Origin of the sequence: Mycobacterium sp. pR1184, assembly GCF_041287235.1 — a bacterium.
Classification (GTDB): Bacteria; Actinomycetota; Actinomycetes; order Mycobacteriales; family Mycobacteriaceae; genus Mycobacterium.
Genome location: NZ_JBGGKR010000003.1, coordinates 219,282 through 245,618 on the forward strand (window position 1 = coordinate 219,282; position 26,337 = coordinate 245,618).

The window sequence follows — 26,337 nt, forward strand, 5'->3', positions numbered from 1 at the left end:
TGGGCTGCTACACAGGTTGCGCACAGATTAGTCAACGTGATCCCGCGTAGCATCTGTCACAAGGTGCACAACCACACCATCTACACCAGGTGGCGGTGTGGGGTGACATTCCGTCACGTTGCTGCACGTCGAAGGGGGAATCATGAAATCTCTGAAAGCCATTCTCACGGGTGTGGCAGCCCTGGGCGCCGTCGGCGCCGCGGCCACCGGCGTCACCTCGGTCGCCTCCATTCCGTCGGTTAGCGCGGTCCAGCTGGCCGCTTTCGGTGCCCCGTTGCCGCAGGACCCACCGTCGGTACCGGCTCCCGCCGTCGACGTTCCGACCGCCGACCAGCTGACCGGGCTGCTCAACACCCTCGCCGACCCCAGCGTGTCGTTCTCGAACAAGGGCAATCTGGTCGAAGGCGGCGTGAGCGGCACCGTGGCCCACATCGCGGACAAGAAGCTGCAGAAGGCGGCCAAGAACGGCGACCTGCCGTTGTCGTTCACCATCACCAACATCGCACCGGCTGCCGCGGGATCGGTCACGGCGGATGTCGCGGTTTCGGGCCCCAAGCTGCCGAACCCGGTGATGCAGAACGTCACGTTCGTCAACCAGGGCAGCTGGATGTTGTCGCGCTCGTCGGCGATGGAGCTGCTGCAAGCCGCCGGACAGTGAGTAGCATCCGTCAGGTTGGCCTGGACCGGGCCTCTAAAGGGGGAAATGTGAAATCCGTAGCTATGAGCGCGGCGGCGCTGGCCGTCCTCGGCGGCGCGGCCGTCGGCATCGCTGCTGTGGCAGCGCCTGTGACCGAGGTGCGGCTGGCCGCGGTGGGTGCGCCGTTGGCACCGCTGCCGCAGGAACCCCCGCCCCCGCCCGCGCCCGCGCCGGTCGGACCGGGCCTGCCGACGCCGGAGCAGTTGAGCAACCTGTGCATCCAGGCCACCGACCCCGGCGTCGGCTACTCCACCAAGGTCGGCCTGGTCGAAAACGGCATCAATCCCGACGAGGGCCACGTTGCCGACCACGACCTGCGTAAGGCCTACCGCAACGGCAACTTCCCGGAGACGTTCACCGTGACGAACATCGTTCCGGCCGGGCCCAATATGGCGGCCGCCCAGGTGGCGATCGCGGGTCCGAAGTTCGCCGGACCGGTCAACAAGCAACTGGTGTTCGTCCAACAGGGCGGCAACTGGGTGCTACAGCACGACGCCGCACTGGCGTTGTTGCAGGCCGCGACCGCCGTCAACTAGTCGGGCACGGCTTTTGCGACGCGCTGCGGGTCGGCCAGGACGTCGATGGCGGCGACCAGGCCGTCGCGGACCACGAACGCCATGATCGCGGTGGGCCGGCCGGTCACGAACACGACCGCGCCGGCCGCACCGTTGACGGTGGCGGCACGGGCCTCGCGCTCGGGGGATGCGTAGCCGCCGGCCAGCCGGGCTACCGACGACGCGCCCTCGGCTCGGAAAAGCCCGGCGCCGGAACCGAAGTCACCCCGGAGCACGACGTCGGGATGCAGCACCGACACCAGCCGGTCGAAGTCACCGGAGCGCCCGGCCGCGAAGAAGGCGTCGACGGCCTCGCGCTGCGCGGCGATGTTGACGTCGGGAAACGGATGCGCGTCCTGGATGCGACGGCGTGCGCGGCTGGCCAGCTTGCGGGTCGCTTCCGGGGTGCGGTCGACGATGGGTGCGATCTGCTCGAACGGCACGGTGAAGACGTCGTGCAGGACGAAGGCCAGCCGTTCCGCCGGCGCCAGGGTGTCCAGCACGACGAACAACGCCAGGCCCACCGCGTCGGCCAGCATCGCGCGATGTTCGGGGTCGAACTCACCCTGGGTGTCCACAATCGGATCGGGCAGCTGGGCGAGGAGTTCCTCGCGATGCCGGCCATGGCGGTCGCGCAACGTGTTCAGGCAGATGCGGGCCACCACCGTGGTCAGCCACGCGTCCAGGTTGACGATGTCTTCGGCGCAGCTGCGGTCCAGCCGTAGCCAGGCTTCCTGCACGGCGTCCTGCGCATCGTCGATCGAACCCAGCATTCGGTAGGCGATGGCGCTGAGCTGCGGCCGGGCCGCCTCGAAACGTGCCGTCAGTGATGCCGTCACGCGCGACCGGATTCGGGCAGGGCGCACACCCGGTTGCCGGAGAAGCCGGACGAGCCGATGCCGAGCGCGACATTGAACCGGGCACGCAGATTGCCCAGGTTGATGACGTGGGTCAGGGCGACCAGCTGCGGGGTGTCGAAGTGGGCGCGCAGCGCGTCGAACAGCTCGTCGGTCACCTCGACCGGGGTCCGGCTCATCGCCGTGGCGTACTCCAGGATCAGCTTGTCGACGTCGTCGAAGCACGCGGCGTCGCGGTAACTCGCCATACCCAGCAGTTCTTCGTCGGTGATGCCCCACTGGCGGGCGATCTGCGAGCCCAGGTCGATGCAGTACTCGCAGCGCACCGTCGTCGCCGCCTTCAGTTCGGCCAGCGCGTGGTGGCGCGGGCGCAGGATGTCCAGCTTCGATTCGGCCATTTCCAGCTTGCCGATCGCGCTGAGCAGTGCGGGGATGTGGGCATACATCCGCAGCGGCTCGAGCATGCCGGCCGTTTCCAGTCCGGCCATCCGCCCGAGCTTGCGTTTGGTGAAGTAGAAGGCGATCTTGGCGCCCAGACTGGCGTCGTGGTCGGAGACTCCCTGAAGCCGGGACATGGCGAACCTCCCGAATAGTCCTAGTGCAGACCCGTTTGGGCCTCACTAGGTCGACACCCGGCGGCGCACAAACGTGACCGGGCTAGCGCCCGAACGTCGACCCCGATCCCTGGGTCTGCTGGCTCAGCGGCACATCCATGTCGTACACCCGGGCATGGAACACGGTGCGATTCCGCAGCGCGGCTTGGACCGCGCGATGCAGGCCGTCCTCGAGGTAGATGATGCCCTTCCACCGCACCGCGTGCGGGAAAAGATCGCCGTAAAAGGTGGAGTCCTCGGAGAGCAGCCGGTCCAGCGCCAGGACCGTCGTCGTGGTGACCAATTCGTCGAGCCGGATCTGCTGCGGGGGTATCTGGGACCAGTCCCGGTAGGAGAGCCCGTGTTCCGGGTAGGGCTTGCCTTCTCGTACGCCCTTGAAAATCATTGGTAGATCTTCTCCGATGCGTCGTCGAGGCCCTGCCGATACCTGCTGAACAGGCTAACCGCAAAGTTGCCGGACGTGCGCGGTGGACGCTCGCGCAGCGCGGTCGGCGCGTCGGTGTGAGACCGTAAAATGGACGCGATCAAGGAGGTAGCAACCGATGGGCAGTGCTGACGAGCGTCGCTTCGAGGTGCTGCGTGCCATCGTCGCCGACTTCGTCGCGACCAAGGAACCCATCGGGTCGAAGTCGCTCGTCGAACGGCACAACCTCGGAGTGTCCAGCGCCACCATCCGCAACGACATGGCGGTGCTGGAAGCCGAGGGCTACATCACCCAGCCGCACACCAGCTCCGGGCGGGTGCCCACCGAGAAGGGTTATCGCGAGTTCGTCGACCGGATCGATGACGTCAAGCCGTTGTCCGTGGCGGAGCGAAAGGCGATCCAGAGCTTCCTGGAATCCGGCGTCGACCTCGACGACGTATTACGCCGGGCGGTGCGGCTGTTGGCTCAGCTGACCCGCCAGGTGGCCGTGGTGCAGTACCCGACGTTGTCGACCTCGACGGTTCGGCATCTGGAAGTGATCGCGCTGACGCCGGCCCGGCTGTTGATGGTGGTCATCACCGAATCCGGGCGGGTAGATCAGCGCATCGTCGAGCTCGGCGACGTCATCGACGACCATCAGCTCTCGCAGCTGCGCGAGATCCTGGGCCAGGCGCTGGAAGGCAAGAAGCTGTCCGCGGCCTCGGTCGCGGTGGCCGACCTGGCTCAGCAGCTGGGCGGCGCCGGCGGGCTGGGCGACGCGATCGGCCGCTCGGCGACGGTGTTGCTGGAGTCGCTGGTGGAGCACACCGAAGAGCGCCTGTTGATGGGCGGTACGGCGAACCTGACCCGCAACTCCGCGGACTTCGGCGGATCGCTGCGCTCCATCCTGGAGGCACTCGAGGAGCAGGTGGTGGTGCTGCGGTTGCTGGCGGCTCAGCAGGAGGCCGGCAAGGTGACGGTGCGCATCGGCCACGAGACGGCGGTCGAGCAGATGGCGGGCACTTCGATGGTGTCGACCGCGTACGGCACGATGGACACCGTGTACGGCGGGATGGGTGTGCTGGGTCCCACCCGAATGGACTACCCGGGAACTATCGCCAGCGTGGCCGCGGTTGCTCTTTATATTGGCGAAGTCCTGGGTGCTCGATGATCGCGCACCATCAGGTTTTGTGGACAGCCGCGTAGAGCGCGGCACAAGAAAGGTCAGGCGTGGCACGCGACTATTACGGGCTGCTGGGCGTGAGCAAAAACGCCGGCGACGCGGAGATCAAACGCGCATACCGAAAGCTGGCGCGCGAACTGCATCCGGACGTCAACCCTGACGAGGCTGCGCAGGCCAAGTTCAAGGAGATCAGTGCCGCCTACGAAGTGCTGAGCGATCCCGAGAAACGCCGGATCGTCGACCTCGGCGGGGACCCGCTGGAGAACGCCGCCGCCGGCGGCGGCTTCGGCGGCTTCGGCGGCCTGGGTGACGTGTTCGAGGCGTTCTTCGGCGGTGGCTTCAGCGGGGGCGGGACGTCGCGCGGTCCGATCGGCCGGGTCCGGCCTGGCTCGGACTCGCTGCTGCGGATGCGGCTGGACCTCGAGGAGTGCGCGACCGGCGTGACCAAACAGGTCACCGTCGACACCGCGGTGCTGTGCGACCGGTGCCAGGGCAAGGGCACCAACGGCGACTCGGCGCCGATCCCCTGTGACACCTGCGGCGGTCGCGGCGAGGTGCAATCGGTGCAGCGCTCGCTGCTGGGCCAGATGGTGACGGCGCGACCGTGTCCCACCTGTCGCGGCGTCGGCGTCGTCATCCCCGACCCGTGTCATCAATGCATGGGCGACGGCCGGGTGCGGGCCCGCCGCGAGATCAGCGTCAAGATTCCCGCCGGTGTCGGCGACGGCATGCGGGTCAGGCTCGCCGCCCAGGGCGAGGTCGGGCCCGGCGGAGGGCCGGCCGGCGACCTCTACGTCGAGGTGCACGAGCAGGCCCACGACATCTTCGTGCGTGACGGCGACGACCTGCACTGCACGGTTTCGGTGCCGATGGTCGACGCCGCGCTCGGCGCCACCGTCAGCGTCAACGCCATTCTCGATGGCACCAGCGAGATCACCATTCCGCCCGGCACCCAACCGGGTTCGGTCATCACGCTGCGCGGCCACGGGATGCCCCAGCTGCGCTCGGCGACCCGAGGCGATCTGCACGTCCACGTCGAGGTGGTGGTTCCCACCCGGCTGGACGGCCACGACAGCGAACTGCTGCGCGAGTTGAAGAACCGCCGCAGCCGCGACGTGCCCGAGGTCCGCTCGACGCACGCCGGCGGCGGGCTGTTCAGCCGGCTGCGCGAGACCTTCACCGGGCGCTAGCCACGATCCGAGGGGCCCCCGCAGATGGTGGCGACGCTGTTCTACGTCGAAGCACTGCCCGACACGGGTGGGATGGCCGTCGTCGACGGTGACGAGGGATTCCACGCCGCGACGGTGCGCCGGATCCGGTCCGGGGAGGAATTGGTGCTCGGCGACGGCGCCGGAAGCCTGGCCCGCTGCGTGGTCGAACAATCCGGCCGCGACGGGTTACGGGCCCGGGTGCTGGACCGCTGGACCGTCGCTCCCGGCAAGCCGCCGGTGACGGTGGTGCAGGCGCTGCCCAAATCCGAGCGCTCGGAGTTGGCGATCGAATTGGCCACCGAGGCCGGTGCGGATGCGTTCCTGGCCTGGCAGGCGGCCCGCTGCGTGGCCAGCTGGCAGGGCGCCCGCGTCGAGAAGGGGCTGCGCCGCTGGCGTGCGGTAGCCCGGTCGGCGGCCCGGCAATCGCGCCGGGCCTACGTCCCACCCGTCGACGGGGTGTTGTCGACGGCGGCTCTGGTCCAGCGGATCCGCGACGAGGTGGCCGCCGGCGCGGCCGTCGCGGTCCTGCACGAGTCGGCCACCGAGCGGATCGCGGACGCCGCGGTGGCAGGGGCGAACTCGCTGCTACTGGTGGTCGGTCCCGAAGGAGGTATCGCGCCGGATGAGCTCGCATTGCTGACCGAAGCGGGCGCCGTCGCGATCCGGCTGGGCCCACAGGTGCTACGGACTTCGACGGCCGCCGCGGTGGCGTTGGGCGCACTCGGCGTGCTCACCGCGCGATGGGAGCAAACCGCCGAGGTCGAGTCGGCGGAGCCGCTCGGAGCTGACCAGACGGAGCCCTCGGCGTAGACTGAGACATCCGATCAAACCCTGACGAGCCGAGAAGGCAGGCACCGGAAACCACGTGACGCCACGCGAGACCAACGCTGCTGACGCAGCTGGGGCCCTGCAGGCCGACGCTCAGGTTCGCAGCAGCATCGACATCCCTCCTGATCTCGTCGTGGGCTTGCTGGGTTCGTCGGACGAGAACCTGCGCGCCCTCGAACGCATCCTTGCCGCGGACCTGCACGTTCGCGGCAACGCCGTCACCCTCTCGGGTGAGCCGGCCGACGTCGCGCTGGCCGAGCGCGCGCTCTCCGAACTGATCGCGATTGTGGCCAGCGGCCAGTCCCTGACCCCCGAGGTGGTGCGCCACAGTGTCGCGATGCTGGTCGGCACCGGCGACGCGTCACCCGCCGAGGTGCTCACTCTCGACATCCTGGCGCGCCGCGGCAAGACCATCCGGCCCAAGACGCTGAACCAGAAGCGTTATGTCGACGCCATCGACGCCCACACCATCGTGTTCGGGGTCGGTCCGGCCGGTACCGGCAAGACCTACCTGGCCATGGCCAAGGCGGTCCACGCGCTGCAGTCGAAGCAGGTCAGCCGGATCATCCTGACCCGGCCCGCGGTGGAAGCCGGTGAACGTCTCGGATTTTTGCCGGGCACGCTGAGCGAGAAGATCGATCCGTACCTGCGACCGTTGTATGACGCGCTGTACGACATGATGGACCCCGAGCTGATTCCGAAGCTGATGTCCGCCGGGGTTATCGAGGTGGCGCCGCTGGCCTACATGCGGGGTAGGGCGCAGCCGATTTCCACCGGGGTGTTGACCCCCAACGGATTTCGTCCTATCGGCGAACTCCGAGTGGGAGATTACGTTGTCGGCTCCGATGGTCAGCCGACGGAAGTTCTTGGCGTGTATCCGCAGGGGTTCAAAGAAATCTATCGGGTATGGACGCAAGACGATTCGTCGACCTTAGCCACCGGCGATCATCTGTGGTCGGTCTACACCCGCTCTGACCGGCGGCGGGGCAAGTCTGCGCGGGTGCTGCAGACGAAGCAGATGATTGGCAACCTGCGCGCGGCCCATTACCACCGCTACGAGTTGCCACTGTTGAGCGCCCCGGTGAGTTTTGAATCGCAACCCGTGCCCCTTGACCCCTATGGGCTGGGCTTACTGTTGGGCGACGGTTGTCTGACATGTTCGACGACGCCCTCATTTGCGACCGCTGATCCGGAATTGGCCGAAGCCCTTGGACGTCTGATTCCCGGGATCGAAGTGCGACGCAAGTCGGCTGTCGACTATATGCTGAACCAGATCAACCGTCCCCGCGGCGCGGGAGTGAACCCTGTCACGGCCGCGCTGCGTCAGCTGGGGCTGGCGGGCCTGCGATCGGACACGAAGTTCATTCCGCAGGATTATCTTCTCAATTCGTCATGTGTGCGGCTGGCGCTGTTGCAAGGGTTGCTCGATTCAGATGGTGGTCCGGTGACTCAGCAAGGCCGGACGTGCCGCATTCAGTTCACGACGGTCTCGGACCGGCTGCGTGACGACGTGGTGTTCCTTGTCCAGTCATTGGGCGGTGTCGTCTACTGCCGCACCAGGCCTGCGGCCGGCCGCACGCCGGGCCTGGCCAGGGGGCGAGCGGTGTCCCACCGGTCTGACGCACACATCCTCGACATACGCCTGCCAGAAGGATTAGTCCCGTTCCGGCTCTCACGGAAGGCGGCGAAGTACGACGAAACTGGTGGGGGACAGCCGAAACGCTTCGTCGATCGGATCGAATCCGCGGGCACCGAGGAAGCCGTGTGCATCCGGGTCGCGGCCGCAGATTCGCTGTACGTCACCGAGGACTTTCTGCTTACCCATAACACCCTCAACAACGCGTTCATCGTTCTGGACGAGGCGCAGAACACCACCGCCGAACAGATGAAGATGTTCCTCACGCGGCTTGGCTTCGGGTCCAAGATCGTCGTGACCGGGGACATGACCCAGGTCGACCTGCCGGGCGGCGCCCGGTCCGGCTTGCGGTCGGCCGTCGACATCCTCGACGACGTCGACGACATTTACATCGCCGAGCTGACCAGCGCCGATGTGGTGCGCCATCGGCTCGTTTCGGAGATCGTCGACGCCTATGCGAGGTTTGAGGAACCCGACTCGGGCATGAATCGGGCGGCTCGGCGGGCATCCGGAACCCGAACTCGCCGATGAGGGGGCGGTGAGCAGGCCATGACGATCGAAGTGTCCAACGAGTCCGGCATCGACATCTCCGAAGCAGAGCTGGTGAGCGTCGCGCGCTTCGTCATCGCCAAAATGGACGTCAATCCGGGGGCCGAGCTGTCGATGGTGCTGCTGGACACCGCGGCGATGGCCGACCTGCACATGCGCTGGATGGACCTGCCCGGCCCGACCGACGTGATGAGTTTCCCGATGGACGAGCTCGAGCCCGGTGGCCGTCCGGACGCGCCGGAGCCGGGGCCGTCGATGCTGGGGGACATCGTGTTATGCCCGGAATTCGCCGCCGAGCAGGCCGCGGCGGCGGGCCACAGTCTCGGACAAGAGTTGGCGCTGTTGACGATTCACGGCGTGCTGCACCTGCTCGGCTACGACCACGCCGAGCATGACGAAGAGAAGGAGATGTTCGCCCTACAGGGGCGGCTTCTCGAAGAGTGGGTAGCCGACCAGGTCGAGGCGTACCACTACGACCGGCAGGACGAGCGAGACCGCCGGTTGCTGGACAAGTCAAGGTATTTCGACAATTGAGCCTTTTGAAGCGAGCACTCTGGATCGCGGTTTCGGCCGCGATAGCTTTTGCACCCGCGGTGGTGCTGGTGAGCATGCCCGGCGTGGCGGCGGCGTCGCCGTGCGCCGGCGAGGGGGCAAACCCCGTGTCCTGCCAGCACTGCATGTTCTATGTCGAGGCGTATCACACCGCGAACGTGTGTAACGCCCCGGCGCCGCGGCCGGCCCCGGCACCGACGAGTACCCCGGTGTATATCCCGGAGCCGCCGCCGCTGCCCCTGCCACCGAGTCCCACGCGCCCGGCGCCGACGCCGGTGCAGACCCCGAAGATCAATCCGCCGGCCCCGGGAGCGCCGCGAAACGTCGGGGTGGTGGCACCGCCGAAGAAGCTGGATGCACCCCCGCAGGCGGTCGCGGCGGCCAAGGCCGCACCGGTGGCGCGCCTGAATCCCGCCGACCCGCCGAAGCCGCCGACCTCGACGGACTTCAATCAGCAGGTACAGAACGTCATCACCAACCACAGCGAAAACATCGAGCAGGTCAGGGCCGACAACAAGGTGCTGGTCCGGCCGCGGCACTGGGACTTCGTCGACTACGACGAGGATCACCGTCCGACGCTGTACAACCCGCTCAGCCAGGCGATGACCTTCCGCTACACCTATGACGGCGCGTCCCGGGACGCGTACCTGCCGGCCGGTGGCCGGATCGTGCTGGATGCCGGCACCGCGGGCCTGGTCCCGTTCACCGCTGTCGGTGAGAGCTATCTGGTCGCGGGCAGCTTCTACGGCGGCGCCTTCGTGCCGCCGCCCAACTCGCAGGGCCCGCCGCCGCCGGAGTACGCCGCGCCCGCGCCCCCGACGCTGTACCAGAATGTCCTGGCCGAAGTCCCTGCCGACAACCAGATCGTGCAGGTCGGGCAGGTGGCGGTGCTAGGCCGCGACGAAAGTCAACCCGCGGGCAGCCAGGACAGCTTCCTGCTCGACGACACCACGGTGGCCTGGGGCCAGGTCACCGATCCCGCCAGCGGCGTGCAGATCAGGGTCAGCAAGACCCAGTCCCTGCCGGGCTTCGGGCCGACCGACAACGGCGACTTCTTGGTGACGCTGGCCGTGCACGGGGACCAAACCCAACCGGCCATGCCCGCCCCGCCGTCCCAAGCCTGGTGGCCGTGGGCGGTGCGGTACGGGTTGCTGGTGCTGGCGGTGGTGCTCATCGCCGGTTTGCTCAATCGTCGAGCCAAGAGCGACGAGGCCAAGAAAGAGTCCGCGTCCGAGCCAAGGCATTAGCACCGTTGACCGGGATATCTCAGCTCCTCGGTGCGCTCGCGTTGATAATTCTCGGTGGGGTCTTCGCGGCCATCGACGGGGCTATCAGCACGGTGTCGCTGGCCCGGGTGGCCGAGCTGGTGCGCGACGAGCGGCCCGGCGCGCGATCGTTGTCGAAGGTGATGGCCGACCGGCCGCGCTACATCAACCTGGTGGTGCTGTTGCGCATCACGTGCGAGGTCACCGCGACCGTACTGCTGGTGGTCTTTCTGTACGACAACTTCGGCCTGAGCTGGGCGGTTTTCGGGGCCGCCACCATCATGGTGCTGACCAGCTTCATCGTCATCGGGGTGGGCCCGCGCACGCTCGGCCGTCAGCACGCGTACACGATCTCACTGGCGTTGGCCATTCCGCTGCAGGTGATTTCGTCGCTGCTGATGCCGGTCAGTCGCCTGCTGGTGGTCATCGGTAACGCGCTCACCCCCGGCCGCGGCCTGCGAAACGGTCCGTTCGCGTCCGAGATCGAGTTGCGCGAAGTGGTCGACCTGGCCCAGCAGCGCGGCGTCGTCGCCGCCGACGAGCGCCGGATGATCGAGTCGGTGTTCGAACTCGGCGACACTCCGGCGCGTGAGGTGATGGTGCCCCGCACCGAGATGATCTGGATCGAGAGCGACAAATTCGCCAGCCAGGCGACCAACTTGGCGGTGCGCAGCGGACATTCGCGAATTCCGGTGATCGGCGAGAACGTCGACGACATCGTCGGCGTGGTCTATCTGAAAGATCTTGTCGAGCAGACGTTCTTGGCTCCTGACGGTGGTCGTGACATCAAGGTGGCGCAGGTGATGCGCCCGGCCGTGTTCGTGCCCGACTCCAAGCCGCTGGATGCGCTGTTGCGCGAAATGCAGCGCGACCGCAACCACATGGCGCTGCTCGTCGACGAGTACGGCGCGATCGCCGGGCTGGTCAGCATCGAAGACGTGCTGGAGGAGATCGTCGGTGAGATCGCCGACGAATACGACGAGGCCGAGGTCGCGCCGATAGAAGACTTGGGCGACAAGCACTTTCGGGTGTCGTCGCGGCTGCCGATCGAAGACGTCGGCGAACTCTACGACGTCGAATTCGACGACGACCTCGACGTCGACACGGTGGGCGGCCTGCTGGCATTGGAGTTGGGCCGGGTTCCGCTGCCCGGCGCCGAGGTGGTCTCGCACGGCCTGCGGCTGCGCGCCGAGGGTGGGCCCGACCATCGCGGGCGGGTGCGGATCGGCACCGTGTTGCTGAGCCCGGCCGAGTCGGAGGACCACGAGCTCGAGGGCACGCATCATGGCTGAGCAACTCGACTCCGAGGATGTCACGCTGGTGGCGCTGGCCCGGTCGGCGATGGCCCGGGCGGAGGCCGCCAGCGCGGCCTCGGTGCGCGACGTCGACGGCCGCACCTATGCGGCCGCGCCCGTGGAGTTGTCGGCGTTGCGGCTCACCGGGCTGCAGGCCGCGGTGGCCGCGGCCGTATCGAGCGGGGCGACGGGCCTTCAGGCCGCCGTGCTGGTGGCGGGGTCGGCCGACGACCCCGGCATCGCCGCGGTGCGCGAGCTCAGCCCCACCGCTGCGGTCATCCTCACCGATCGCGCCGGTGCCCCGCTATGAGCGAATTCCGTTCGGGCTTCGTGTGTTTGGTGGGCCGGCCGAACACCGGCAAGTCGACGCTGACGAACGCTCTGGTCGGCACCAAGGTGGCGATCACCTCGAAGCGCCCGCAGACCACCCGCCACACCATCCGCGGCATCGTGCACCGCGAGAACTTTCAGATCATTCTGGTCGACACGCCGGGCCTGCACCGGCCGCGCACGCTGCTGGGCAAGCGGCTCAACGAATTGGTCCGGGACACCTACACCGAAGTCGACGTGATCGGGTTGTGCATCCCGGCCGACGAGGCCATCGGGCCCGGAGACCGCTGGATCCTCGACCAGATTCGCTCGGTCGCTCCGAAGACCACCCTCGTGGTGATCGTCACCAAAATCGACAAGGTGCCCAAGGACCGGGTGGCCGCCCAGCTTCTCGCGGTCAGTGAACTCGTCGACGGTGCGGCCGAAATCGTTCCGGTGTCAGCGGTGGCCGGCACCCAGGTCGACGTGCTGATCGACGTGCTGGCCGCCGCGCTGCCCCCCGGCCCGGCGTATTACCCCGACGGCGAGCTGACCGACGAGCCCGAAGAGATCCTGATGGCCGAGTTGATTCGCGAGGCCGCACTCGAAGGTGTCCGCGACGAGCTTCCGCATTCGCTGGCCGTGGTGATCGACGAGGTCAACCCGCGCGAGGACCGCGACGACCTGATCGACGTGCACGCGCTGCTCTATGTCGAGCGGGACAGCCAGAAGGGCATCATCATCGGCAAGGGCGGGGCCCGGCTGCGCGAAGTGGGCACGGCAGCGCGCGGGCAAATCGAGAAGCTGCTGGGCACCAAGGTGTATCTCGACCTGCGCGTGAAGGTTGCCAAGAACTGGCAAAGCGACCCCAAACAGCTTGGGCGACTGGGCTTTTAGCTAAACCGGCGGCGCGATCACAGGCGACGTGCCGTGATGGGCGGATCCGTTCCAAGAATCTTTTGAGGGCTTTCCCAGAAGGTTTCTCTAACGGTCGATGCGGACCGGCGAATTCGGAACGCACCGAAGCCGATCACGGTAGAAGGAGGGTCGCTGGCGATGACGCAACCGTTGGCGGTCAACGTCGAGAAGCAAGAACTTCTGGCCCGGGCCGCCGAGCTGGAGCAGCCGATCCCCGGGCTGCCCGCGGAATTGCTAGCGCTGCAGGCGCCGTGCAACCTCGCGCCGATCGTCGCGGCGGCCGAACAACTTGTCTTGTCCGCCAACAACATGCGGATCTATCTGGCGGTGGGCGAAAAGGAGCGGACAAATCTGGCGGAGTCGCTGCGCAACGCGGCCGCGGCGTACGAGGATGCGGACGAGGGCGCCACACAGGCTCTGCACAACGGAACTTCCGTGTCGAACCGGCCGGTGCAGCACGCCGCTCAGGTGGTGGACCGAGCCTCGCTGAAGGACACGCGTCTGGCGGCCGACCCGTTGCCGATCGAGTTTCAGGCGGTCAAACAACGGGCGTTCGACTTGGAGCAACCCGACCAAGGTGCCGCATTTCTCGCCTTCGCGGATGCGTGGGCGGCTCATCGGGTCGCGCTGCTGCAAGCCGTCGTTCGCTTTCGGCCGTTCACCGAATGGTCGGGCACGGCGTGCGCGGCGGTTGAGGCGAACTTCGATCAACAGCGATCGTGGTTGACCGGGATGGCGGAACTGTGCAACCAGTTGGTCACTCAGGCCCACACCGTCGTAGATGCGCATCGCTGGATGCGCGGTGCGCACATCGTATTTCCGGATCTGAATCCCGCCGGCGGTGACTACGTCCTCGACTACGCGGAAATTCTGCGTTGCGAACAAACCTGGGAACGAATTTGGGACGACCCCACCCAGGCCGCATACAAGCAGTCCTACATCGAGTTTTTCCAGAAAGCTCAGGAAAAGTCGGACGAGCTCGTTGCGCAGTACCAGCAGAAGGCGAGCCTGCCGTTGGCTCCGATCAACCCCCCGACGCCGCCGGCGGCCACCGGAATCCAGCCGCCGTCGGACGACAACCTTCCTGATGGCGCCGGGTCCCGGTATCCGGATGGCGCACCCGGCGACGCGCCGACCGCGGTACCCAGCGTCCCCAGCATCCCGAGTCTGCCGATGGGCAACACCCCAAAGGCGCCGCCGCAGCCCAGCCCCGCCTTAGCGGGCGTCAACAGCACCAAGGCCGCGGGCTTGCCCAAAGTGGGTGCGCCCGGGCTCAAGCCGGCGTCGGTCGGCCTCGGCGGGCTCGGAATGCCGTCGACACCGTTGCAGGATCCGCGCTACGCCGCGGCGTCGCCGGGCGCCGCGGCAAAGGGTGCCGAGGGGGCTGGCTTCGGGGTCCCCGGGCGGACTACGGGCGGCGCGATGGGCGGAGGCGGCATGGGCGCGGCTCCACTGGGCGCCCAGGGCGACCGCGGTACCGGCAAGGGCAAGCGCCTGCAACGCGACGATGACGCGATCTATACCGAGAATCGCGCATGGACCGAAGGGATCATCGGGCGACTCCCGGTGCCGAAGAGCGCTACCGACCTGAGAGGTCAGAAGCCGTGAGCATCGTGAGGCCGACGGGTCGCTACGCCGAGCAGATGTTGGCGCCTAACGGGTGGCCCCAGGTCGATGAGGACGCCTTATATGACCGGGCTCGGGAGTACACGGGGGTGATGTCGGGCGTCACCGCAGTCCTGGAAGCCTGCCAGCACGAGCAGATTTCGATCTTCGAGACCGGTGTGTGGACGGGCGGGGCAGCCGGCGCCGCCGACGACGAGCTGGCAACACGTATCAACGACCTGACAACGCTGCAGCGTCATCTGGCGAGAGTGATTGCCTGGCATTGGGATATCGCGGGATCGGTCGGTCGAGCGAAGTCGGAGATCGGCGACAACGTGGAACTCGCTCACCGGCGGATCAACGAACTGGAGAAAGACTTCCGCCTCGAGGCGGCCGAGCGAGACGACGCGATCGAGACGATGGTGCGTGCGACGCTCGCGGCCAATGTCAGAGTGGTCAGCGACACCGCCGAGCAGATTCAGGCAATCAAGCAGGGAACGTCCTCGGCCAATGAACGGCGAATCCTGCTCGGCCAGCAGGCATTAGCGTCCGACCACGATTCCCCGGCAGACGTTCCCGATCTGCCGGCGTCGTCGGCGCCGGCCCGCGTTGCACCGGCAACGCTGTTGCCGTCGGCTTCGGCCGCAGGTGTCGGTCCACGGTCGACTCCGCCTCCGTTGCCCGCGACGACACCCGCGCCGGAACCGGTTTCGCCGGAGGCCCCGGATGCCGCCCACGCGAGCGCGATTCCCGCGGCCGCCGGCCGGGGACCTAGCGCACCCGACCCCCAACCGGCGGCCGTGCACGCTTCGGCGACTCTGCCGAGTTCGCATGGCGGCGTCCGCAGCAAGGGTGTGGTCTCCGTCCGGCCGTGGTCGGGAGACTCGTCAGCCGGGCCGGCCGCTGACCCCGGTATGCCGGGGATGCCCTTGGCAGCCCCGGCACCCATGACGCCGGCCGCACCGGGCGGTGCTCCACGAGCGCGGTCGGGGTCGCGTGCCCCCGCCGGGCAGGCGTCGCCGCGCAAGCCGTCCGCGGTGCGACCGGCAGCGGCCGACAAGCAGTCGCTACGGCATCGGTCCGCTGCGCGCGCGGAGTCGGCTAACCCCAGTCGGGCATCCGATGGTGTTGCAGCGCCGCTGGTTTCGGTCTCACTGGCGCGGGCTGCCCGCGATGCCATCGCCAATGCCACCGTCGGCAACGCCGCGGGTGGTACCAGGACCGACGCGCTGTGGATGGCGCGCCACGTCGCGGCTGCCTTGAATGCGCCGGTCGCCGTTCGCACACAGGATATGGGCTTCTTCTGGGTGACCGCGGTGACCACCGACGGGGAAATCGTGGTGGCAAACAGTTACGGCCTGGCCTACATCCCCGACGGCGTGCAGTTGCCCGAAAAGGTGCACATGGCAAGCGCCGACGAGGCGATCCCGGCCGGCGAGCGGGCGCGCTGGGCCACCTATCCGGTGCTGGCCGTACAGGCCTGGGCGCGCCATCACGACACCGAGCTGAGAGCGGTCATCGGCACTAAGGAGCAGCTGGCCGATTCCGATCCCGGCGTGGCCACGATCCTGCTGACGCCGGAGGACATCCCGGACACTGGCGTGATGGTCGGGCGCACCCGGCTCGAAGTCGTGGACGCCGAAGCTGCCGACCGGTTGACGGCGACCCCGGATCGGGAACTGCTCGACCTGATACCCGCGGCGCAGGTCGGCAGCCCGACGGCCGGTCAGCGCGCCACATTGTGGCTCGCGGTAATGCAGCCCCTGGCCAGCACCCTTGCCGGTCGCCAAGACGCACACCTGCGTGCCATGCACGCCTACGCCGGCCTAACCCGAGACGCCCAGCTCCACCGGGCCCACAACGCGGCGGACCCGGTTGCCCGGCGCGACGCCGTCGCCGACTGGCTGTATTGGAACCACCTGGTGTCGCGACTCGGCAACACGCAGGCCGAGGCGGCGTAAGCCCGGTTTTCGCTCCAAGAATCCGTGCAGGGCAATCACCGAATATATCTTCGACGGTCGCAACTGGCGCCGGCCGATGGGTTCACCGCCGAACCTCACTAAACTCACTGATTGGCAGGGAAACTCAGATGAACGTATTTGTAGACGCCGCCCGGCTGATCGCCAACCTAGGTGGCTTAGGCGCACAATTCAACGGCTCAGGCAGCGCGAGTTACGGCGCCGAATACATCGCGTCGAGTGTGACCAGCATGAGCGCGGACGCGCTGTCCGGCGGCCTTGTCGGCTACAAGATGGTTCAGCAATATCGACTGTCCCGGAATATGTCTGGCGAAGAATTGGAGGAGATGAACAAGGGGATGAAGGACAGCACCAGTCTCATCCTCAAGACACTCACCGTCGTCGACGTCGTGGAGCTGATGACCGGATTCGGGCCGCCCTGCGAAGGCGGGGATTTCGCCGCAGGATCTCAACAGCTGATCGAAATCTCGGACCAGCTGATGTCGGCGCTCCCGGATGACGACTGGCAGGGTGATGCGTCGCAGGCCTATGCCCAACAGGTGACGGCGCTGAGGACCCTCGCGCAAGGGATGGCTGAGCTGGACCGCCAGCTTGCCGACATCACCAAGAATCAGGCCGAGTGGGTCACCCATATGCGGTTGGCCTTCGGCATTTTGAAGGATCTCCTGATGGCAGCATTTGGCATTGAGTTGGCCCTGAAGATCTCGGTGCCTGCGCCGGCCGGCCTCGCCCTCGCCGAAACATTCGCCACCACCGTTGCCGTCATGGGGATCGGTGCTGCCAGCTCCTTCGTTTTCACGCTGTTCCGCTACTCGCAAGACAACGCGGGCAAGGCCAACGAAATAATCTCCAAATACCAAAAGCTGGCCCCGGTTTCACCGAGTACCACGTCTGCCGAGTCGTACGTGGCCCCCGCGCTGGAGTCCACCACGCCCGACTTCGGTGAGGTCTCGAGGAGGATGACTGACGTGTGCAGCGCGGTCGAGCTCGCCACGCCGGCACACCCGGATGCTTCGACGAAGCAAAGCACCCCCGCCGGCGCGGGTGAGACCTCGCTGCGACGGCGCGTGTTGGACGCGCGCGAGGAGGCGGCTGCGGCCACGTCGTCATCGGGCGCGCCTACCTTGGCTCCAATCGCTCAAATGCCAGGCAGAGCTGCACAACTCAGTCAGAGTCCGGGGCCGCGCCCGATTTACCCCGTGCCCCGAACGGGCCAGAAGGCGGGTCTGTCCGAGGATGAGGGGTTTGCCGATGACGTCGATGACGGCGCAGCGGCACCGGGTGCCCAGAGCGCCGAGCGCGCACCGATCGAGTTCGCAGTGCCCGAGGCCACCATACGACGCGCCGGGTAAAAGCCCACTCTGCAGTCAAAGCTGTTGTCAGACAAACTAATACATACCTGAAAAGGAGAACAACCCATGTCCGATTTGGTCGTCACACCGAACTACCTCGACCAGCTGGCCGCAATTGAGAACCAAACATCCGCGAAGATCGGATCGGCGGCCGAGGTGACCAAAGGGATCAGCTCCGCCGTCTGGCTTACCCACGGTGTGGGCAGCGAGCCCTCCAATATTGCGTTGACTCGTGTCGAGGCCGCGCGCCGTTGCGCGGTCGAGGCGATGCAAAGTGTCTGCCAGGACCTCGCCGCCAAGCTGGGCACCGCCGCCGCCGCCTACGCCAGCACCGACGAGCTGGCGGCCGGCAACATCGACAAGCAACTGATTGATCGCTGAAAGACGAGGCCCTCCCACGCCCGGTGGGAGGGCCTCGTCGTCCGCGCAATCGTTTCAACATCCAGGCGCCGGGTACCACTGACCGACCGATACAGCCCCAATCGGAAGGCAGGACATGGATGCATTAACTTTTCTCCGCCAAGACCACAAAAGCGTGCTCGGCTTGTTCGAGACCCTCGATGGTGCCCCGTCGGGCTCCGGCGCCGAAGCCAGCGGCCTGGAAACCACGGTGAACAACCTGATCATCGCCGAGTCGCAACACGAAGCGATCGAAGAACAGTTCTTCTGGCCCGCGGTGCGTGAGGCGCTCGGTGATGCGTTGGCCGACAAGGCGATCGAACAGGAGCAGACCGGCAAGAAGCTGCTGCAGCGACTGGAAGACGGCAAGCCCGGCGACCCGGACTACCACGAAGCGTTGCAGCAATTCGTCGACGCCGGCCGGGAACACATCGCCTACGAGCAAGAGGTGGTGTGGCCCCAGGTCGAACAGGTGATGAGTCGCGAGGAGCTGGAGAAGATCGGCGAAAAGCTAGAAGCCGCAAAGAAAATCGCGCCCACCAGGCCGCACCCCGACACTCCGCCGAACGCTGCGGTGCAGAAGACGATGGGAGTCGGCGCGGCGATTGTGGACCACGTGCGCGATGCGGTCACCGGCCGCAGCCAAGATAACCCGCCGGACCCACAGGCCCACTAGACGGACCAACGCGAAGACTGGGCATCGGAGCATCCGATGCCCAGTCTTCGTTGTTACCCGATCAGGTTGTGGGCGAGTGCTGTTCGTGCGTGAACGGCTTTTCGGCCTCGACCGCTGGCGAGCCCTGAGGGTTCTGTTCGGCTCCCTTGTTTTGGCGCGAGTCCGTACCCAGCCATTGCTGTTCGGGCTTTTCCACGTAGTCCCATTCGATGCCCTGCGGCCACGGACCCTGTCCCTGGTTCCACGGCCCGCGGATCGATTCGCCGCCGCCGTTCGACATGTTGAACGCCACATTTTGGAAACGGGGATCGCCCGCCAACTGCCCGGGCGGGAAGTTGACCGGAAGCTCGTTGAGCGCGGCGGTGAACTGCTGGTAGTGCGCGACCTCACGCGTCATCAAGAACGTCAGGGTTTCCTGCACGCCCGGGTCATCGGTGAACTGCTTGAGGTACTCGTAGACGACTTTCGCCCGGGACTCGGCCGCGACGTTGTTTCGCAGGTCGACGGTGGGATCGCCGTTGGCATCGATGAATGCCCCGGTCCAGTTGTTGCCCCCGGAATCCTTGACGTCGGGTCCGCCGCCGCTGAGCACGAGGAACATCGGGTTGACGGCGACCTGATGAATGATGTTGTCGCGCCCATTCGTACTGGCGACCGCCGGCATCCAGTCGCACCGTTGATTCGCGATCTTGAGATCGTCGCTGAGTCCGTCGAGCAACATGGTGATCATCGATCCGACCATCTCGAGATGGCTGAGCTCTTCGGTCGCGATGTCCATGAACAGGTCGTACATCTTGGGGTTCTTTTGGCGCAGCACGAATGCCTGGGTGAAGTACTGCAGCGCCGCGGTGAGTTCGCCGTTGGCGCCGCCGAATTGCTCCATGAGCAGCGACGCAAATCGCGGATCGGGTTCGGTGACCCGTACCTCGAACTGAAGATCTTTGTTATGCATGAACATTGATTGCCTCCTGGGGATGTCGGCACGGCTGGTGTGCGCAGCCGGGTACCCGGGGCATTGGCCGCCAAACGCGGTTATCCAGGTACCCATAGAGACCGTTTGCGCATGCCGGCCGCGGGTAGCCGACGCGCATGACGCAAGCAAAGCTGTTTCGAGCCTGATTTCGATACCGATCAGTCGCTAGAAGCGAGAAATATGTTGGGTGCCTGGACTTTTAACGCTGCAGCCTAATCGTGTGGACGGAAATGATCGTGCTCCCACCATACTTTCGGCTGCTTGGCGGCCCAGCCGCAGACGGCCTCCAACTCGGCGGCCAGCGAGATCAGCATGCCCTCGCTGTTCGCTGGGCCCATCAACTGCACACCGATCGGCAAGCCGTCCGAGGTGAACCCGGCCGGCACGTTGATTGACGGCCAGCCCAACACATTCCACGGCCAAGTCGCCGGGCAGGCCTTGATCATGGCCCGGTCGGTGCCCAACCCGCCGAGCCGGTCGAAGGATCGGGCCAGCGGCGGTGGCTGCGCGGTCGTCGGGGCCACCACCACGTCGACGATGTCGAAGATCGAGCCCACCCGCCGCTGCAGCGCGGCTTCGTGCACCCGCGCGTTGCGCAGGATCGCCTGTCCCAGCACATGGCCCATCCGCAGGTTGGACAGGGTGCGGGGGTCCAGGACGACGCCGTCGCCCAACCGTTCCTCCCAGTCCCGAAGTCCCGCAGTCGATCTGGCCAGAAAATCCCATCCCAGCCGCACGCCGTAGTCCGGATTACCGTTGACCACCGTATGGCCGAGCAATTGCAGCTGCTCGCCCACCGCTCGGGTCGCGGCCAGTATCTCCGGATGCAGCTTGGCCCGAAAGAAGGTGTACGCGAACCGGGTTGACAGCGCGATGTTCAGCGGACCGGGGGCGATGCTGACATAGTCGGACGCCCGCAGCGGCGGCGGCTTGTGCCGGTCACCCTCGACATTGCCCGACGCCGCGTCGAGCACCAGTGCCGCGTCGGCGACCGTGCGGGCCAGCACGCCGTTGACCGTGATCCCGTTGAACGACTCCGGCAGCGGCCAGGTCGAGATGCGGCCGCGCTGCGGCTTGATGCCGACCAGATGCGTCCACGCCGCCGGGATGCGGATGCTGCCGGCACCGTCGGAGCCGATAGCCGCGGTCACCAGACCGGCGGCCACCGCGGCGGCGCTACCGCCGGACGAGCCGCCCGGGGTGTGCCGCCGTGACCACGGATTGCGGGTGTGCCCGAACGCCGGCCCGCTGGTGAACGGCCACTGTCCCAGCTCGCAGGTGTTGGTCTTGCCGACGATCACCGCTCCGGCGGCCTTGAGGCGGCGTACCACCTCGGAGTCCTGGGTGGCCGGGGCCACATAGCCGTCGGTGCCGAAGGCGGTGGGCACGCCAGCAACATCGACGTCGTCCTTCACCGCGATCGGGACGCCCAGCAACGGCGCCGTTTCACCGGCGGCTCGTCGCCGGTCGGCCTCGGCCGCGTCGGCCAGCGCCGACTCCGTCAGGACCACCCGGAACGCGTTCAGCGTGGACTGGCAGGCATCGATCGCATGCAGCGAACGTCGCACCAATGTGTCGGAGGTCACCGCGCGGCTGTTCAGCTGATACAGCAGGTCAGTGAGTGTGGGCAGGCGCGTGCCGCGGGACCCGGAAACGGACCCAGAAGCCGACTCGGAAGCGCCAATCACGGGGTACGAGACTATCGGCGCGGATCCCCGCGATGTCGCGGCGGGGTGCAAAACTATTGATATGCGGCTGTATCGAGACCGAGCGGTAGTGCTGCGCCAGCACAAGCTCGGCGAAGCAGACCGAATCGTGACCCTGCTGACCCGTGATCACGGGTTGGTCCGCGCGGTGGCCAAGGGGGTGCGCCGCACCCGCAGCAAATTCGGCGCACGGCTGGAGCCGTTCGCGCACATCGATGTGCAGCTGCATCCCGGCCGCAATCTGGACATCGTCACTCAGGTCGTTTCCATCGACGCGTTCGCCACCGACATCGTCAGCGACTACGGCCGGTACACCTGCGGGTGCGCGATGCTGGAAACCGCCGAGCGGCTCGCCGGCGAGGAGCGCGCGCCTGTCCCGGCGCTGCACCGGCTCACGGTGGGCGCGCTGCGGGCGGTGGCCGACGGGCGCCGCCCTCGTGACCTGCTGCTGGACGCCTACCTGCTGCGGGCCATGGGCATCGCCGGCTGGGCGCCGGCGCTGACGGAGTGTGCCCGCTGCGCCACGCCCGGCCCGCACCGGGCATTCCACATCGCCGCCGGGGGCAGCGTCTGCCCGCACTGCCGTCCCGCGGGCTCGACGACACCACCGCTGGGCGTGCTGGAACTGATGTCCGCGCTGCACGATGGCCATTGGGAGGCCGCCGAGGCGACGCCGCAATCCCACCGCAGCCATGTCAGCGGATTGGTGGCTGCCCACCTGCAGTGGCATCTGGAACGCCAGCTCAAGACGTTGCCGCTGGTGGAGCGCAATTATCGGGCCGACCGTCCCCCGCAAGCCGGGGGTGCTCCCAGCATCGCCGATCAGCGCGCCGCGCCGATCGGGCAGGATGAGGCCTGTGGCTAATCGGATGGCTGACCGGCCCGTGAACACATCCGTCACATCAGAACCTCCGCCGGTAGACATGCGTTTTGCCCGCCTCCGAGCGACAAACGCTGTACGCCGATCTTTGTCGCTCGGAGGCGGGCAAAACGCCGTCCGGCCCCTGCCGAGGCCAGTGGGGCGGACGTGACAAACCGCAACTTCCCGCAACTGCCCGCCGCGCCCGTGGACTATCCGACTTTTCCGGACAGGTCGACGTGGCCGGTGGTGTTCCCCGAGTTGCCGCCGTCTCCCGACGGCGGACCGAGCCGGCCGCCGCAGCACATTTCGAAGGCCGTCGCTCCGCGGATCCCGGCGGATCGCCTGCCCAACCACGTGGCCATCGTGATGGACGGCAACGGCCGCTGGGCCACCCAACAAGGCCTGACTCGCACCGACGGCCACAAGGCGGGGGAGGCCGTCGTCATCGACGTCGTCTGCGGCGCAATCGAAATCGGGATCAAGTGGCTTAGCCTCTATGCCTTCTCCACCGAAAACTGGAAGCGGTCTCCCGAGGAGGTCCGCTTCCTGATGGGATTTAACCGCGACGTGGTGCGCATGCGCCGGGTGAACCTCAAGGCGATCGGGGTCAAGATCCGCTGGGTGGGTTCGCGGCCTCGCTTGTGGCGCAGCGTGATCAATGAATTGGCGGTCGCTGAGGAGATGACGAAAGACAACGACGTCATCACCGTCAACTACTGCGTCAACTATGGCGGCCGCGCCGAAATCGCGGACTCCGCAAAGGAAATCGCACGCTTGGCGGCAGCCGGCCGGCTGAACCCCGAGCGCATCACCGAGGCGACGGTGGCCCATCACCTGCAGCGGCCCGACATCCCCGACGTGGATTTGTTTCTGCGGACCTCGGGGGAGCAGCGCTCCAGCAATTTCATGCTGTGGCAGGCGGCCTACGCCGAATACATTTTTCAGGACAAGCTGTGGCCCGACTACGACCGTCGCGACCTATGGGCGGCCTGCGAGGAATACGCGGACCGCAACCGACGGTTTGGGAGCGCCTGATGCCATCTCTACAAGAGCGCCTCGGGCCGATCCTCCGCGACGTGCTGACGGTCGACGCCGAACCCGACGGCGGGCTGACGGTGCACCATGACGGCACCTTCGCGTCGCTGCGGGTGGTGAACATCGCCGAGGGACTCGACCTGGTGTCGCTGACCCAGGTCGTGGCGTGGGATCTGCCGCTGACCAAGAAACTCAGCGATCAGGTGGCCAAGCAGGCGCACAACAGCAACTTCGGCAATGTGACCGTGGTCGAGAAGGTCAGCGACAAGGCCGCGCAGCGCAACTCCGGCAAGGGCGCGGCCAAAACTGCCGACGTGATGCTGCGCTACAACTTTCCCGGCGCGGGCCTGGCCGACGACGCTCTGCGCACGCTGATCCTGTTGGTGCTCGATTCGGGCGCTCAGATGCGGCGCGTCCTGACGGCCTGAGTTCTCGCCGAGTGGGCGGTCAGCGGCACATTCGGCAGGGCTAGCGGCCGCAGTCCGAGCAGGTCCCGAAGATCTCGATGGTGTGGCTGACCTCGGAGTAGCCATGCTTGGCGGCCACCTGCGACGCCCATTCCTCGACCTCGTGGTCGCCCACCTCGATGGTGGACCCGCAGTGGCGGCACACCAGATGGTGGTGATGGTGCTCCGAACAGCGCCGGTAGACGGACTCGCCGGTGTCGGTGCGCAGCGTGTCCACCATTCCCGCCGATGCCATCGACTGCAGCGTCCGGTAGACCGTGGTCAGACCGATGTTCTCGCCGCGACGGCGCAGCTCGTCGTGCAGCTCCTGGGCCGAGCGGAATTCGTCGAGGGTTTCCAGCAGCGTGGAGATCGCCGCCCGCTGCCGGGTGGAACGAACGCTGGGTTGCGTCATGGCGTGTCCTCGCTGGCGTGGGCGACAGCGTCGACGACGATGTGCGCCAGGTGGTGGTCGGCCAGTCGGTACAGCACCTCGCGGCCGGATCGCTCCCCGGCGACCACTCCCGCCGCCTTGAGAATCTTCAAATGCTGGCTGACCAACGGTTGTGGCACGCTCAGCGCGTCGACCAGCTCGTGCACGCAGCGCTGGGATTCGCGCAGTTGCAGCACGATGGCGATCCGTACCGGTGCGGCCAGGGCCCGCAGCAGCTCACCGGCGGCATCCAGGATTTCCCGCGACGGCGGCTCGGGATACTCGGCGAACGGAGCGTGCTCGGCGGCGCTCGCCTCGCCGTGCCGGTGGGCGACCAGATCCGACGACGAGCCAGTAGCGGCGGTCGGTGATGAGGAGGGCATCACCATGCGTGCGTCATCTCCTCGAAAGGGCCGGGTACGTGGAGTGCCCACTATAGAGAACGACTTCCACTGTCACATGCATGATGACGCATGTCAAAGACCGCGGCCCGGTCGATACGATTGCTGGTGTTTCGCGGGCGACGGTTCGCCGCCCCGCCTCCGTCAGTTATCCGAAGGGAAGTGGACCACCCCGTGGCGTCCGTCATCGACACCGTCGTCAACCTGGCCAAACGGCGTGGATTCGTCTATCCCTCGGGAGAGATCTATGGCGGCACCAAGTCGGCGTGGGACTACGGGCCGCTGGGCGTGGAGCTCAAGGAGAACATCAAGCGGCAGTGGTGGCGCGCCGTGGTCACCGGCCGCGACGACGTCGTGGGGCTCGACTCCTCAATCATCCTGCCGCGCCAGGTCTGGGTGGCCTCCGGCCACGTCGAGGTGTTCCACGACCCGCTGGTGGAGTCGCTGATCACCCACAAGCGCTACCGCGCCGACCACCTGATCGAGGCCTACGAGGCCAAACACGGGCATCCGCCGCCCAACGGACTGGCCGACATCCGCGACCCCGAGACCGGCGAGCCGGGTCAATGGACCGAGCCGCGTGAATTCAACATGATGCTCAAGACCTACCTCGGCCCGATCGAGACCGAGGAAGGGCTGCACTACCTACGGCCCGAGACCGCGCAGGGGATCTTCATCAACTTCGCCAACGTGGTGACGACAGCGCGGCGCAAGCCGCCGTTCGGCATCGGGCAGATCGGCAAGAGTTTTCGCAACGAGATCACCCCGGGCAACTTCATCTTCCGCACCCGCGAGTTCGAGCAGATGGAGATGGAGTTCTTCGTCGAGCCGTCGACCGCCAAAGAGTGGCACCAGTATTGGATCGACACCCGCCACCAGTGGTACACCGACCTCGGCATCAACCCCGAGAACCTGCGCCTGTACGAACACCCCAAAGACAAGCTGTCGCACTACTCCGACCGCACCGTCGACATCGAGTACAAGTTCGGATTCCAGGGCAACCCGTGGGGTGAGCTGGAGGGCGTCGCCAACCGGACTGATTTCGACTTGTCAACGCACGCAAAGCATTCCGGTGCCGACCTGTCCTTCTATGATCAGGCCAGCGACACCCGGTACACACCGTACGTGATTGAACCCGCGGCCGGCCTGACCCGGTCGTTTATGGCGTTTTTGATCGATGCCTATGCCGAGGACGAGGCCCCCAATGCCAAGGGCGGCGTGGACAAGCGCACCGTGCTTCGCCTGGACCACCGGCTGGCCCCGGTCAAGGCGGCGGTGCTGCCGCTGTCCCGGCACACCGACCTGAGCCCCAAGGCCCGGGACCTGGCCGCCGAATTGCGCAAGTCGTGGAACATCGATTTCGACGATGCCGGCGCGATCGGGCGCCGCTACCGGCGCCAGGACGAGGTCGGCACGCCGTTCTGTGTGACGGTGGATTTCGACTCGCTCGAGGACAACGCCGTCACCGTGCGCGAGCGCGACGCCATGACGCAGGAGCGGGTGGCGATGGATGCTGTCGCCGACTACCTGGCGGTTCGGCTCAAGGGCGCCTAGCGGCCGGCAAGCGGCTATTTCGGCAAACCGGGCCATTTGGGTGTA

General features: G+C 66.8%; 26 protein-coding genes and 3 pseudogenes. 22 read left to right on the top strand and 7 right to left on the bottom strand.

All coding sequences use genetic code 11. The features are described from left to right. Positions 1 to 142: 142 nt before the first annotated feature. Positions 143 to 658, top strand: a complete 516-nt coding sequence (locus ACAG21_RS06825; protein ID WP_370495203.1) for a hypothetical protein — start codon at positions 143 to 145, stop codon at positions 656 to 658. Between the two features lie 62 nt (positions 659 to 720). Then, positions 721 to 1,233 carry a hypothetical protein gene (locus ACAG21_RS06830; RefSeq protein ID WP_370495477.1) on the top strand — a complete coding sequence of 171 codons (513 nt, stop codon included), beginning with the start codon at positions 721 to 723 and terminating at the stop codon, positions 1,231 to 1,233. On the opposite strand, the gene ACAG21_RS06835 is transcribed toward ACAG21_RS06830, so the two are convergent. The 3 genes from ACAG21_RS06835 to ACAG21_RS06845 form a co-directional block, all read right to left on the bottom strand. Further along, positions 1,230 to 2,090, bottom strand: coding sequence for a sigma-70 family RNA polymerase sigma factor (locus tag ACAG21_RS06835; protein WP_370495204.1), 861 nt, complete (start codon positions 2,088 to 2,090; stop codon positions 1,230 to 1,232). The two genes, ACAG21_RS06830 and ACAG21_RS06835, sit on opposite strands and share 4 nt — an antisense overlap. Then, a complete protein-coding gene (locus ACAG21_RS06840) occupies positions 2,087 to 2,683 on the bottom strand; it encodes a carboxymuconolactone decarboxylase family protein (RefSeq protein WP_370495205.1) in 597 nt (198 codons plus the stop codon). Before ACAG21_RS06840 ends, ACAG21_RS06835 begins: the two co-directional genes overlap by 4 nt. Positions 2,684 to 2,765: 82 nt before the next feature. Continuing rightward, positions 2,766 to 3,107 (bottom strand): type II toxin-antitoxin system VapB family antitoxin, encoded by a 342-nt coding sequence (locus ACAG21_RS06845; protein ID WP_370495206.1) that lies wholly within the window; start codon positions 3,105 to 3,107, stop codon positions 2,766 to 2,768. A gap of 157 nt (positions 3,108 to 3,264) precedes the next feature. Here ACAG21_RS06845 and hrcA point away from each other — a divergent pair, with 157 nt between their 5' ends. From hrcA to ACAG21_RS06925, 16 genes and pseudogenes are all read left to right on the top strand, one after another. Beyond that, positions 3,265 to 4,296 carry a heat-inducible transcriptional repressor HrcA gene (gene hrcA, locus ACAG21_RS06850; RefSeq protein ID WP_370495207.1) on the top strand — a complete coding sequence of 344 codons (1,032 nt, stop codon included), beginning with the start codon at positions 3,265 to 3,267 and terminating at the stop codon, positions 4,294 to 4,296. A gap of 59 nt (positions 4,297 to 4,355) precedes the next feature. Beyond that, entirely contained in the window at positions 4,356 to 5,498 is a 1,143-nt protein-coding gene (gene dnaJ, locus ACAG21_RS06855) for a molecular chaperone DnaJ (protein WP_370495208.1), read from the top strand. Between the two features lie 24 nt (positions 5,499 to 5,522). After that, positions 5,523 to 6,329, top strand: a complete 807-nt coding sequence (locus ACAG21_RS06860) for a 16S rRNA (uracil(1498)-N(3))-methyltransferase (protein ID WP_370495209.1) — start codon at positions 5,523 to 5,525, stop codon at positions 6,327 to 6,329. Between the two features lie 55 nt (positions 6,330 to 6,384). Next, positions 6,385 to 7,104: pseudogene (locus ACAG21_RS06865) on the top strand (PhoH family protein); the annotation flags it as partial. Between the two features lie 504 nt (positions 7,105 to 7,608). Continuing rightward, a pseudogene (locus ACAG21_RS06870) lies at positions 7,609 to 7,911 on the top strand (LAGLIDADG family homing endonuclease); the annotation flags it as partial. 264 nt (positions 7,912 to 8,175) lie between these two features. Further along, positions 8,176 to 8,514 (top strand): annotated as a pseudogene (locus ACAG21_RS06875) (PhoH family protein); the annotation flags it as partial. Positions 8,515 to 8,532: 18 nt separating this feature from the next. Continuing rightward, a complete protein-coding gene (ybeY, locus tag ACAG21_RS06880) occupies positions 8,533 to 9,066 on the top strand; it encodes an rRNA maturation RNase YbeY (RefSeq protein ID WP_096289128.1) in 534 nt (177 codons plus the stop codon). A 74-nt stretch (positions 9,067 to 9,140) separates the two neighbouring features. Further along, a complete protein-coding gene (locus tag ACAG21_RS06885) occupies positions 9,141 to 10,331 on the top strand; it encodes a hypothetical protein (protein WP_370495478.1) in 1,191 nt (396 codons plus the stop codon). Positions 10,332 to 10,336: 5 nt separating this feature from the next. Next, positions 10,337 to 11,641: a hemolysin family protein gene (locus ACAG21_RS06890; RefSeq protein WP_370495210.1), complete on the top strand. Its 1,305-nt coding sequence runs from the start codon at positions 10,337 to 10,339 to the stop codon at positions 11,639 to 11,641. Beyond that, a complete protein-coding gene (locus ACAG21_RS06895) occupies positions 11,634 to 11,954 on the top strand; it encodes a cytidine deaminase (protein WP_370495211.1) in 321 nt (106 codons plus the stop codon). The genes ACAG21_RS06890 and ACAG21_RS06895 overlap by 8 nt, the downstream gene beginning before the upstream one ends. Then, on the top strand, positions 11,951 to 12,850 hold the full coding sequence (era, locus tag ACAG21_RS06900) for a GTPase Era (protein ID WP_096289121.1): 900 nt from the start codon (positions 11,951 to 11,953) through the stop codon (positions 12,848 to 12,850). The genes ACAG21_RS06895 and era overlap by 4 nt, the downstream gene beginning before the upstream one ends. Positions 12,851 to 13,009: 159 nt before the next feature. Further along, positions 13,010 to 14,479 carry a hypothetical protein gene (locus tag ACAG21_RS06905; protein ID WP_370495212.1) on the top strand — a complete coding sequence of 490 codons (1,470 nt, stop codon included), beginning with the start codon at positions 13,010 to 13,012 and terminating at the stop codon, positions 14,477 to 14,479. Next, the gene (locus tag ACAG21_RS06910) at positions 14,476 to 16,437 is read left to right on the top strand and encodes a secretion protein EspK (RefSeq protein ID WP_370495213.1); all 1,962 of its coding nucleotides are present in this window, start codon (positions 14,476 to 14,478) and stop codon (positions 16,435 to 16,437) included. Before ACAG21_RS06905 ends, ACAG21_RS06910 begins: the two co-directional genes overlap by 4 nt. A gap of 248 nt (positions 16,438 to 16,685) precedes the next feature. Next, a complete protein-coding gene (locus tag ACAG21_RS06915; RefSeq protein ID WP_370495214.1) occupies positions 16,686 to 17,807 on the top strand; it encodes an EspA/EspE family type VII secretion system effector in 1,122 nt (373 codons plus the stop codon). A 66-nt stretch (positions 17,808 to 17,873) separates the two neighbouring features. Further along, positions 17,874 to 18,188, top strand: a complete 315-nt coding sequence (locus tag ACAG21_RS06920; protein WP_370495215.1) for an ESX-1 secretion-associated protein — start codon at positions 17,874 to 17,876, stop codon at positions 18,186 to 18,188. A gap of 115 nt (positions 18,189 to 18,303) precedes the next feature. Continuing rightward, complete coding sequence (locus ACAG21_RS06925; RefSeq protein WP_370495216.1) at positions 18,304 to 18,882, top strand: hemerythrin domain-containing protein; 579 nt, start codon at positions 18,304 to 18,306, stop codon at positions 18,880 to 18,882. 61 nt (positions 18,883 to 18,943) lie between these two features. Here ACAG21_RS06925 and ACAG21_RS06930 read toward each other — a convergent pair whose 3' ends face one another. After that, positions 18,944 to 19,840 (bottom strand): manganese catalase family protein, encoded by an 897-nt coding sequence (locus tag ACAG21_RS06930; RefSeq protein ID WP_370495217.1) that lies wholly within the window; start codon positions 19,838 to 19,840, stop codon positions 18,944 to 18,946. Between the two features lie 227 nt (positions 19,841 to 20,067). Further along, positions 20,068 to 21,543, bottom strand: a complete 1,476-nt coding sequence (locus tag ACAG21_RS06935) for an amidase (protein ID WP_370495218.1) — start codon at positions 21,541 to 21,543, stop codon at positions 20,068 to 20,070. A 61-nt stretch (positions 21,544 to 21,604) separates the two neighbouring features. On the opposite strand from ACAG21_RS06935, the gene recO reads away from it, so the two are divergent. The 3 genes from recO to ACAG21_RS06950 all read left to right on the top strand — a co-directional run bounded on the left by recO (position 21,605) and on the right by ACAG21_RS06950 (position 23,886). Continuing rightward, a complete protein-coding gene (gene recO, locus ACAG21_RS06940) occupies positions 21,605 to 22,426 on the top strand; it encodes a DNA repair protein RecO (RefSeq protein ID WP_370495219.1) in 822 nt (273 codons plus the stop codon). 162 nt (positions 22,427 to 22,588) lie between these two features. Further along, entirely contained in the window at positions 22,589 to 23,458 is an 870-nt protein-coding gene (locus ACAG21_RS06945; RefSeq protein ID WP_370495220.1) for a decaprenyl diphosphate synthase, read from the top strand. Continuing rightward, positions 23,458 to 23,886, top strand: coding sequence for a hypothetical protein (locus ACAG21_RS06950; RefSeq protein ID WP_370495221.1), 429 nt, complete (start codon positions 23,458 to 23,460; stop codon positions 23,884 to 23,886). The genes ACAG21_RS06945 and ACAG21_RS06950 overlap by 1 nt, the downstream gene beginning before the upstream one ends. A gap of 40 nt (positions 23,887 to 23,926) precedes the next feature. Here ACAG21_RS06950 and ACAG21_RS06955 read toward each other — a convergent pair whose 3' ends face one another. Together ACAG21_RS06955 and ACAG21_RS06960 are read right to left on the bottom strand one after the other, a co-directional pair. Further along, on the bottom strand, positions 23,927 to 24,319 hold the full coding sequence (locus tag ACAG21_RS06955) for a Fur family transcriptional regulator (RefSeq protein ID WP_370495222.1): 393 nt from the start codon (positions 24,317 to 24,319) through the stop codon (positions 23,927 to 23,929). Continuing rightward, positions 24,316 to 24,720, bottom strand: coding sequence for an ArsR/SmtB family transcription factor (locus ACAG21_RS06960; protein WP_370495479.1), 405 nt, complete (start codon positions 24,718 to 24,720; stop codon positions 24,316 to 24,318). Before ACAG21_RS06960 ends, ACAG21_RS06955 begins: the two co-directional genes overlap by 4 nt. 180 nt (positions 24,721 to 24,900) lie before the next feature. Here ACAG21_RS06960 and ACAG21_RS06965 point away from each other — a divergent pair, with 180 nt between their 5' ends. Beyond that, the gene (locus tag ACAG21_RS06965) at positions 24,901 to 26,292 is read left to right on the top strand and encodes a glycine--tRNA ligase (protein ID WP_370495223.1); all 1,392 of its coding nucleotides are present in this window, start codon (positions 24,901 to 24,903) and stop codon (positions 26,290 to 26,292) included. Positions 26,293 to 26,337 lie beyond the last annotated feature (45 nt).

What these genes read in the sequence shown, in the direction of transcription:
- ACAG21_RS06830 (WP_370495477.1), top strand. Translation starts at nt 721, where the DNA reads ATGAGCGCGGCGGCGCTGGCCGTCCTCGGCGGCGCGGCCGTCGGCATC.
- ACAG21_RS06930 (WP_370495217.1), bottom strand. Translation starts at nt 19,840, where the DNA reads ATGTTCATGCATAACAAAGATCTTCAGTTCGAGGTACGGGTCACCGAA.
- ACAG21_RS06950 (WP_370495221.1), top strand. Translation starts at nt 23,458, where the DNA reads ATGCCATCTCTACAAGAGCGCCTCGGGCCGATCCTCCGCGACGTGCTG.
- hrcA (WP_370495207.1), top strand. Translation starts at nt 3,265, where the DNA reads ATGGGCAGTGCTGACGAGCGTCGCTTCGAGGTGCTGCGTGCCATCGTC.
- ybeY (WP_096289128.1), top strand. Translation starts at nt 8,533, where the DNA reads ATGACGATCGAAGTGTCCAACGAGTCCGGCATCGACATCTCCGAAGCA.
- ACAG21_RS06895 (WP_370495211.1), top strand. Translation starts at nt 11,634, where the DNA reads ATGGCTGAGCAACTCGACTCCGAGGATGTCACGCTGGTGGCGCTGGCC.
- ACAG21_RS06885 (WP_370495478.1), top strand. Translation starts at nt 9,141, where the DNA reads ATGCCCGGCGTGGCGGCGGCGTCGCCGTGCGCCGGCGAGGGGGCAAAC.
- ACAG21_RS06960 (WP_370495479.1), bottom strand. Translation starts at nt 24,720, where the DNA reads ATGCCCTCCTCATCACCGACCGCCGCTACTGGCTCGTCGTCGGATCTG.
- ACAG21_RS06825 (WP_370495203.1), top strand. Translation starts at nt 143, where the DNA reads ATGAAATCTCTGAAAGCCATTCTCACGGGTGTGGCAGCCCTGGGCGCC.
- ACAG21_RS06925 (WP_370495216.1), top strand. Translation starts at nt 18,304, where the DNA reads ATGGATGCATTAACTTTTCTCCGCCAAGACCACAAAAGCGTGCTCGGC.
- era (WP_096289121.1), top strand. Translation starts at nt 11,951, where the DNA reads ATGAGCGAATTCCGTTCGGGCTTCGTGTGTTTGGTGGGCCGGCCGAAC.
- ACAG21_RS06905 (WP_370495212.1), top strand. Translation starts at nt 13,010, where the DNA reads ATGACGCAACCGTTGGCGGTCAACGTCGAGAAGCAAGAACTTCTGGCC.
- ACAG21_RS06860 (WP_370495209.1), top strand. Translation starts at nt 5,523, where the DNA reads ATGGTGGCGACGCTGTTCTACGTCGAAGCACTGCCCGACACGGGTGGG.
- recO (WP_370495219.1), top strand. Translation starts at nt 21,605, where the DNA reads ATGCGGCTGTATCGAGACCGAGCGGTAGTGCTGCGCCAGCACAAGCTC.
- ACAG21_RS06955 (WP_370495222.1), bottom strand. Translation starts at nt 24,319, where the DNA reads ATGACGCAACCCAGCGTTCGTTCCACCCGGCAGCGGGCGGCGATCTCC.
- ACAG21_RS06915 (WP_370495214.1), top strand. Translation starts at nt 16,686, where the DNA reads ATGAGCGCGGACGCGCTGTCCGGCGGCCTTGTCGGCTACAAGATGGTT.
- ACAG21_RS06840 (WP_370495205.1), bottom strand. Translation starts at nt 2,683, where the DNA reads ATGTCCCGGCTTCAGGGAGTCTCCGACCACGACGCCAGTCTGGGCGCC.
- ACAG21_RS06845 (WP_370495206.1), bottom strand. Translation starts at nt 3,107, where the DNA reads ATGATTTTCAAGGGCGTACGAGAAGGCAAGCCCTACCCGGAACACGGG.
- ACAG21_RS06920 (WP_370495215.1), top strand. Translation starts at nt 17,874, where the DNA reads ATGTCCGATTTGGTCGTCACACCGAACTACCTCGACCAGCTGGCCGCA.